This window comes from Amycolatopsis sp. NPDC026612, assembly GCF_040638285.1.
Taxonomy (GTDB): Bacteria; Actinomycetota; Actinomycetes; order Mycobacteriales; family Pseudonocardiaceae; genus Amycolatopsis.
This window is the reverse complement of the sequence record NZ_JBEZYB010000154.1, coordinates 1-7,546: the sequence shown is the minus strand read 5'-3', so window position 1 is coordinate 7,546 and position 7,546 is coordinate 1. Positions and strand designations below refer to the sequence as shown.

The 7,546-nt window shown below is 70.3% G+C and carries 4 protein-coding genes and 1 pseudogene; 2 read left to right on the top strand and 3 right to left on the bottom strand.

What is annotated here, in order from left to right; genetic code table 11:
• Positions 1-59: 59 nt before the first annotated feature.
• The 3 genes from AB0F15_RS44435 to AB0F15_RS44425 form a co-directional block, all read right to left on the bottom strand.
• The gene (locus tag AB0F15_RS44435; RefSeq protein ID WP_360283886.1) at positions 60-2,519 is read right to left on the bottom strand and encodes a DNA topoisomerase IV subunit A; all 2,460 of its coding nucleotides are present in this window, start codon (positions 2,517-2,519) and stop codon (positions 60-62) included.
• Positions 2,520-2,547: 28 nt separating this feature from the next.
• Positions 2,548-4,599, bottom strand: coding sequence for a DNA topoisomerase IV subunit B (locus tag AB0F15_RS44430; protein ID WP_360283884.1), 2,052 nt, complete (start codon positions 4,597-4,599; stop codon positions 2,548-2,550).
• 134 nt (positions 4,600-4,733) lie between these two features.
• The gene (locus AB0F15_RS44425) at positions 4,734-6,176 is read right to left on the bottom strand and encodes a hypothetical protein (protein WP_360283882.1); all 1,443 of its coding nucleotides are present in this window, start codon (positions 6,174-6,176) and stop codon (positions 4,734-4,736) included.
• A 107-nt stretch (positions 6,177-6,283) separates the two neighbouring features.
• Here AB0F15_RS44425 and AB0F15_RS44420 point away from each other — a divergent pair, with 107 nt between their 5' ends.
• Both AB0F15_RS44420 and AB0F15_RS44415 read left to right on the top strand, forming a co-directional pair.
• On the top strand, positions 6,284-7,369 hold the full coding sequence (locus AB0F15_RS44420) for an LLM class flavin-dependent oxidoreductase (protein WP_360283880.1): 1,086 nt from the start codon (positions 6,284-6,286) through the stop codon (positions 7,367-7,369).
• Positions 7,366-7,470, top strand: a pseudogene (locus AB0F15_RS44415) (NADPH-dependent FMN reductase); the annotation flags it as partial. The gene AB0F15_RS44420 and the pseudogene AB0F15_RS44415, both read left to right, overlap by 4 nt.
• Between the last annotated feature and the right edge of the window lie 76 nt (positions 7,471-7,546).

Below are 7,546 nucleotides of genomic sequence, written 5' to 3'. Positions count from 1 at the left end.
CGTTCGGCGGCTGACGACGGCGGGGGCCAGGATGGTGATCATGGAGATCGATCACCTGCTCAGCACGACCCGCGCGGTGCGCCGGAAGCTCGACCGTCGCGGCGGACGTCGACCTCCGGGAGTTCCACCGGGTCGCCGTTGCGCGCCGCACCTGCCGGGCGCGGGCCGATCCACGCCACCCGCAACGCCGTCTCGCCCTTCAGGAACCGGTGGGCCCGGACGCCGCCCGTCGCGCGGCCCTTGGCCGGGTACTCGCTGAACGGCGTCACCTTCACGCTCTGGCCCGTCGAAGTGATCACCATCGGCTCGCCGTGCTCGTCGTCGTCCGTGCGGAGCGCGCCGAAGTACACCACCGAACCCGGGCCCACGTTCATCCCCGCCATGCCGCCGCCCTTGAGCCCCTGCGGGCGGACCAGTGAGGCCGCGTACTTCAGCAGCGACGCCTCCGACGAGACGAACGCCAGCGTCTCCGAGCCGTCCGTCAGCCACGCCGCGCCGACGACCTCGTCGCCGTCCTTGAGGCTGATCACCTCGAACTCGTCCGAGCGCACCGGCCACTCCGGCGAACAGATCTTCACCACGCCGGCCTTCGTACCCAGGGCCAGGCCGGGGGAGCCCGCCGCCTGCTCGCCCAGCGGCGCGATCCCGACGACCGTCTCGCCCTTCTCCAGCGGCACCAGTTCCTTCGCCGCCATGCCGCCGCGCAGCGAGACGGTGCCGGCCTGTTCGGGCAGCACCGGCAGCGGCAGCACGTCGGTCTTGAACGCCCGGCCGCGGCTGGTCACCAGCAGCACCTGCCCGCGCGCGGTCGTGTGGACCAGCGCCGCGACGGCGTCGTGCTTCACGCGGCCGTTGCGGCGACGCGTCTCGGTCGCTTCTTCGGACTCGGCCGCGGTGCGGGCGACCAGCCCGGTCGCCGACAGGATCACCTGGCACGGGTCGTCCGTGACCTCCAGGGGCCCGGACGGCTTCGACGCGGCCAGTACCTCCTTCAGGTCGCCGTCGATCAGCGCGGTGCGGCGCTCGGTCGGGAAGTCCTTCGCGATCTGCGCCAGCTCCGACGAGACCAGCTTCTTCAGCACCGACTCGTCGTCGAGGATCTTGGACAGCTCCGCGATCTCCTCGCGCAGCCGCTCCTGCTCCGCCTCCAGCTCCAGCCGGTCGTACTTGGTCAGCCGGCGCAGCGGCGTGTCCAGGATGTACGTCGCCTGGATCTCCGACAGCTTGAAGCGCGTCATCAAGCCGTCCTTCGCGGCCTGCGCGTTTTCGCTTTCGCGGATGAGCTTGATCACCTTGTCGATGTTCAGCAGCGCGATCAGCAGGCCGTCGACCAGGTGGAGGCGCTCTTCGCGCTTGCGGCGGCGGTACTTCGTCCGCCGCGTGACGACCTCGTAGCGGTGGCGGAGGAAGACCTCCAGCAGTTCCTTCAGACCCAGGGTCTGCGGCTGGCCGTCGACGAGGACCAGGTTGTTGATGCCGAACGACTGCTCCAGCGGCGTGAGCCGGTAGAGGTCGGCCAGCAGCGCCTGCGGGTTGACGCCGACCTTGCACTCGATGACCAGCCGCGTGCCGTTCTCGCGGTCGGTGAGGTCCTTGACGTCGGCGATGCCGGTGAGCCGCTTGGACTTGTTGACCTCGTCGGTGATCTTCTCGATCACCTTCTCCGGCCCCACGCCGTAGGGCAGCTCGGTGACGGTGATCGCCTGCCGCCCGCGGCTGCCCTCCAGCGGCCCGGTTTCGACGCTCGCGCGCATCCGGACCACGCCGCGGCCGGTCTCGTAGGCGCGGCGGACCTCGTCGAGGCCCAGCAGCTTGCCGCCGGTCGGCAGGTCGGGGCCGGGCACGAACTCCATCAGCTTGTCGAGCGTCGCGGTGGGGTGCGTGATCAGCCACCGCGCCGCGGCGACGACCTCGCCGAGGTTGTGCGGGATCATGTTGGTCGCCATCCCGACCGCGATCCCGGACGTGCCGTTGACCAGCAGGTTCGGGAACGCCGCGGGCAGCACGGACGGCTCTTCGAGCGAACCGTCGTAGTTGGGGCGGAAGTCGACGGTGTCCTCGCCGAGCTCACCGACCAGCTGCATCGCCTCGGGCGACATCCGCGCTTCGGTGTACCGGCTCGCGGCCGGGCCGTCGTCCGGGGAGCCGAAGTTGCCGTGGCCGTCGATGAGCGGGACGTTCAGCGAGAAGTCCTGGGCCAGGCGCACCATCGCGTCGTAGATCGCCGTGTCGCCGTGCGGGTGGTACTTGCCCATGCAGTCCCCGACGACCCGCGACGACTTCACATACGCGTGCGTGGGCCGGTAACCCTGCTCGTGCATCGAGTACAGGATCCGGCGGTGCACCGGCTTCAGGCCGTCCCGCGCGTCCGGCAGGGCGCGCGAGTGGATGACCGAATACGCGTACTCCAGGTAGGAGTCTTCGATCTCGGTCTTCAGTGAGTTGTCGAAGACGTTCGCACCGGCGGAGTCGAACGCGCTCGGATCGACCTTGGTGGTGGTGCCCTTGCGGCGTGCCACGGGGAAACTCCTTGGTAGCTGAGGGGAATCAGGCGTCGATGGCTTCGCGGTCGACCCGATCGGACGAGGCGACCAGCCAGTTCCGCCGGGGCTCGACCTTCTCGCCCATCAGCAGTTCCAGCGCGCCTTCGGCGGCCTCGGCGTCGTCCATGGTGATCCGGCGCATCGAGCGGGTCGCCGGGTTCATCGTGGTCTCCCACAGCTCGTCGGCGTCCATCTCGCCGAGACCCTTGAACCGCGGCACCGGCGTGACGATGCTCTTGCCCGCCTTCTCCAGCTCGGCGAACTTCGTCTCCATCTCCCGCTGGGTGAAGGTGAAGTGCGTCTCCGGGTTGCGGCCCTTCGTGACGAGCTTGTGCAGCGGCGGCATCGCCGCGTACAGCCGGCCGTCCTCGATCACCGGGCGCATGTACTTGGCGAACAGCGTGATCAGCAGCGTCCGGATGTGCGAGCCGTCGACGTCCGCGTCCGCCATCAGGATCACGCGGCCGTAGCGCATGGTCGCCAGGTCGAACGTGCGGCCCGTGCCCGCGCCCAGTACCTGCACGATCGACGCGATCTCGGCGTTCTTCAGCGTGTCGCCCAACGAGGCCTTCTGGACGTTCAGGATCTTGCCCCGCAGCGGCAGCAGCGCCTGGTACTCCGACACGCGCGCCATCCGCGCCGACCCCAGCGCGCTGTCACCCTCGACCAGGAACAGCTCGCTGCGGGCGACGCCGGTGGTGCGGCAGTCGACCAGCTTCGGCGGCATCGCCGCGCCTTCCAGGGCGGTCTTGCGCCGGGCGGCGTCCTTCTGCTGCTTCTGGGTGAGCCGGACGCGGGAGGCGTCGACCACCTTCTGCAGCACGACCTTGGCCTCGGACTTGGTCCTGCGGTCCTCGGTCCAGGCCTTGACGTGCTTGTCGACGATGCCCTGGATGACCCGGGTGATCCCGGCGGTGGAGAGCTCGTCCTTGGTCTGCGAGGTGAACTGCGGCTCCGGCAGCCGGACGTGCACCACGGCCGTCATGCCCTCGAGGACGTCCTCGATCGTCGGCATGTCCTCCTTGGGCTTGAGCAGCCCGCGGGTCTTGGAGATGGCCTCCTGCAAGGCCTTCGTCACGGCCCGGTCGAAGCCACGGCGGTGGGTGCCGCCGTGGACGTTGCGGATCGTGTTGGTGAAGCACTCGACCGTGCGCTCGTAGCCGGTGCCCCAGCGCAGCGCCACCTCGACCTCGGCGCGGCGCTCCACATTGGACTGCATGACGCCCGCCGCGTCGGCCGCGTTCTCCTTGTACGTGCCTTCGCCGGTGATCAGCAGCGTGCCGCAGACCGGCTTGTCGCCCGACGGCGTGAGGAAGTCGACCATGTCGGCCACGCCGTGCGGGAAGTGGAAGGTCTCCTCGTTGATCGCGTCTTCGATCGCGGTGCGCAGCACGTAGGTGACGCCCGGGACGAGGAACGCGGTGTTGCGCAGCTTGGCCCGCACGCCCTCCACGTCGAGTGCCGCGCCGGACTCGAAGTAGCGCGCGTCGTACCAGTAGCGGATCGACGTGCCGCTGCGCTCGCCGCGCTTCATCTTGCCGACGAGGTTCAGCCCGGACCGGCGGGTGAACTTCGCCTTCGGGCCCGGCCCGTCGAAGGTGCCGGGCACGCCGTGCTTGAACGACATCTGGTGGACCTTGCCGTCCTGCTTCACCGTGACGTCGAAGCGGTGGGACAGCGCGTTGACCGCCGAAGCGCCGACGCCGTGCAGGCCGCCGGAGGTCTTGTAGCCGGAGCCGCCGAACTTGCCGCCGGCGTGCAGGCGCGTCAGCACCAGTTCGACACCGGACAAACCGGACTTGGCGTGGGTGCCGGTGGGGATGCCGCGGCCGTCGTCGTCCACCTGGACGCTCCCGTCGGCGTGCAGCGTGACGACGATCTTCGTCGCGTGGCCGGCGGCCCCCTCGTCCGTGGAGTTGTCCACGACCTCGGAGAAGAGGTGGTTGATGCCGCGGCTGTCGGTGGAGCCGATGTACATCCCGGGTCGTTTGCGGACGGCTTCGAGACCCTCGAGATGCGTCAGGTCGTCGGCCCCGTACAAGGTCTCGGCAGTCACAGGGTCGTTCTCCCGGATCGTGGCTCGCGAAAGTGCTGGTGGTGGTGCGGACTCGCCTGCACCGTAGTGCAGGATATCCGCCCACCCCGACAACTTTCGCGCGCTCCCGTCTCCGGAGTGGCGTGCGCCGCCCGTCAGCGGGGGTCGTAGCCCAGGTCGGGCCACAGGCCCAGCAGGGCTTCGATCTTCCGCGGGACCTGGAAACTGTTCCGGAAATTCGGCTTCTCGCCGATCGTGGCGAGGGCCTTGCGGAGGTCGCCGAAGGCCGGCCTGGCGGCCGACTGCCGGGTCAGCACGTAGCAGTACGTGCGACGGGGGTAGGCGAACTCGTCGATGTACGCCTGCAGGACGAGGCCGGGCGCCTCGATCCGGGACCCGACGAGGGGCCGGCCCTGCTTCTGGCTGTAGACGGGGATCACGTGCACGCCTTGGCGGAGCGTGCGCGGCGGGTCCTGGCCCTGGCCGTCGTCGGCCCAGAGCAGTTCGACGCGGAACGGTGATTCGCCGTTTTCGCCGGGGTGGGTGTATTCGCGCTGCAGCTCTTCGAGCCGGTACGCGGCCTCGGCGTTCGGTTCGCCGCCTTCGACGAGGCTGACCAGGTACAGCTCGGCCGGGCGCGGCCAGGACGGCCGGGGCACGTCGGTGGCTTCCGGCTCGTCCGCCACCGGTTCCGCGGGTGAGCCGGACTCGGAAGCGGCGGCGGCCGTGTCCGGGGTGCTGGGCTCTTCCGGCTGCGCCGGGCCCGGCTCGGCGGGGGAGGCGGCCGTGGCGGGCTGGGGGGCGACCGGGACCTCGGGCGCGGGGGCGGCCGAGCGGGGCACGGACGAAGCTCCGCCCGGAACGCCGGGGCGGATCACGTCCGACGGTGAAGTGCCCAGGCTCACGGGGGGAGTGGTCGGGGTCGTCGGGCGCACCGGCGACGGCGGCGGGGTCGGCGCGGGGCGGACCGGCGACGGCGGCGGCGTGACGGCCGCGGGCCGGACCGGCGTCGCCGGGCGGCTGGTCACCACCGGCCGGGCGGGCGCGGCGGCCCGGCTGGGGGTGGGCCGCGAAGCCGTGACGAACTTGCCGGCCCCGTACTGCTCCAGCAGCGGCTCCAGGTCACCGGCGGTCAGCGAGGGGCCCGCGAGGTCGCACCACTCGAGCCAGGCCTCCTGGGCCTCCTCGACGGTCTGCCGCTCGTGGGAGAGGGTGACCGCTTCGAACAGCTGCCGCGGGCCGGCGGCGGTGACGTCGGCCGAGCCGACCACGACGAACGACGGGTCGTCCTCGGCGATCACCAGCTTCGCGTTCAGCCCGCGCAGCGAGTGCACGATCACGCCGGCCTTCACCCAGTGCAGCAGCGCGTGCGGGCTCGTCGCACCGGACAGCACCGTGTCCAGGCTCGCGTCCGTGATCAGCGTGTCGCCGGGTTGCAACGGCAACAGGGCAGCCGCGCCGGGACCGACCTGGCCGAAAGCGGCCACCAGGTTCCGGCGCGGGGCGAGCAAGGGGGTGATCGAGGCCCAGATGTCGCGACCGGCGAGTAGTCGTACCGAACGTTCTGCCAAACCCAGCCGAGCGAGCTCCGCGTCCATGCCCACGACCTTAGCCGGTGCCCCTCAGGCCCTTGTCGGCCGGAATATCTCTTGCTTGGAAGTAGTTGAACGTGCATGTAAGATGGTGCTCGCGAAGGGAGCAGGTCATGCAGTTCGGAATCTTCACGGTGGGCGACGTCACGACCGATCCCACGAACGGAACCACGCCCAGCGAGCACGAGCGGATCAAGGCGATGGTCCGGATCGCGCTCAAGGCCGAAGAGGTCGGCCTCGACGTCTTCGCGACCGGCGAGCACCACAACCCGCCGTTCGTGCCGTCGTCGCCCACGACGATGCTGGGCCACATCGCGGCGCAGACGTCGAAGCTGATCCTGTCGACCTCGACGACCTTGATCACCACGAACGACCCGGTGAAGATCGCCGAGGACTTCGCGGTGCTGCAGCACCTCGCCGACGGCCGCGTGGACCTCATGATGGGCCGCGGCAACACCGGCCCGGTGTACCCGTGGTTCGGCCAGGACATCCGCCAGGGCATTCCCCTGGCGATCGAGAACTACGCGCTGCTGCGGAAGCTCTGGCGCGAGGACGTCGTCGACTGGTCCGGCAAGTTCCGCACCCCGCTGCAGGGCTTCACGTCGACGCCGCGGCCCCTGGACGGCGTCCCGCCGTTCGTCTGGCACGGTTCCATCCGCAGCCCGGAGATCGCCGAGCAGGCCGCGTACTACGGCGACGGCTTCTTCGCGAACCACATCTTCTGGCCGAAGGAGCACTTCCAGCAGCTGATCGCGTTCTACCGGCAGCGCTTCGAGCACTACGGGCACGGGTCGGCGGACCAGGCGATCGTCGGCCTCGGCGGCCAGGCGTTCATCCGGCCGAAGTCCCAGGACGCGCGGAACGAGTTCCGGCCGTACTTCGACAACGCGCCGGTGTACGGGCACGGCCCGTCGCTGGAGGAGTTCACCGAGCAGACCCCGCTGACGGTCGGCAGCCCGCAGGAGGTCATCGACAAGACGCTGACCTTCCGCGAGCACTTCGGCGACTACCAGCGCCAGCTGTTCCTGATGGACCACGCGGGCCTGCCGCTGAAGACGGTGCTGGAGCAGCTCGACCTGCTCGGCGAGCACGTCGTCCCGGTGCTGCGCAAGGAACTCGACGCACTCCGCCCGGCCCACGTGCCGGACGCGCCGACGCACGAGTCCCTGAAGGCGGCTTTGGTGGAGGCTTCGGTATGAAACTCGCAGTGGTGACGGCGGGTCTGTCGGTTCCCTCGTCGACCCGCCTGCTGGCCGACCGCCTGGCCGCGGCGACCGTCGCCGCGGGCGGGGGGCCGGCCGCGCCGGGCGCGGCAAACCGAGCGCCCCATTGTTTGATGGCCCGGGTTAGTACCCCCCCCGGACCCCGGGCCGGGG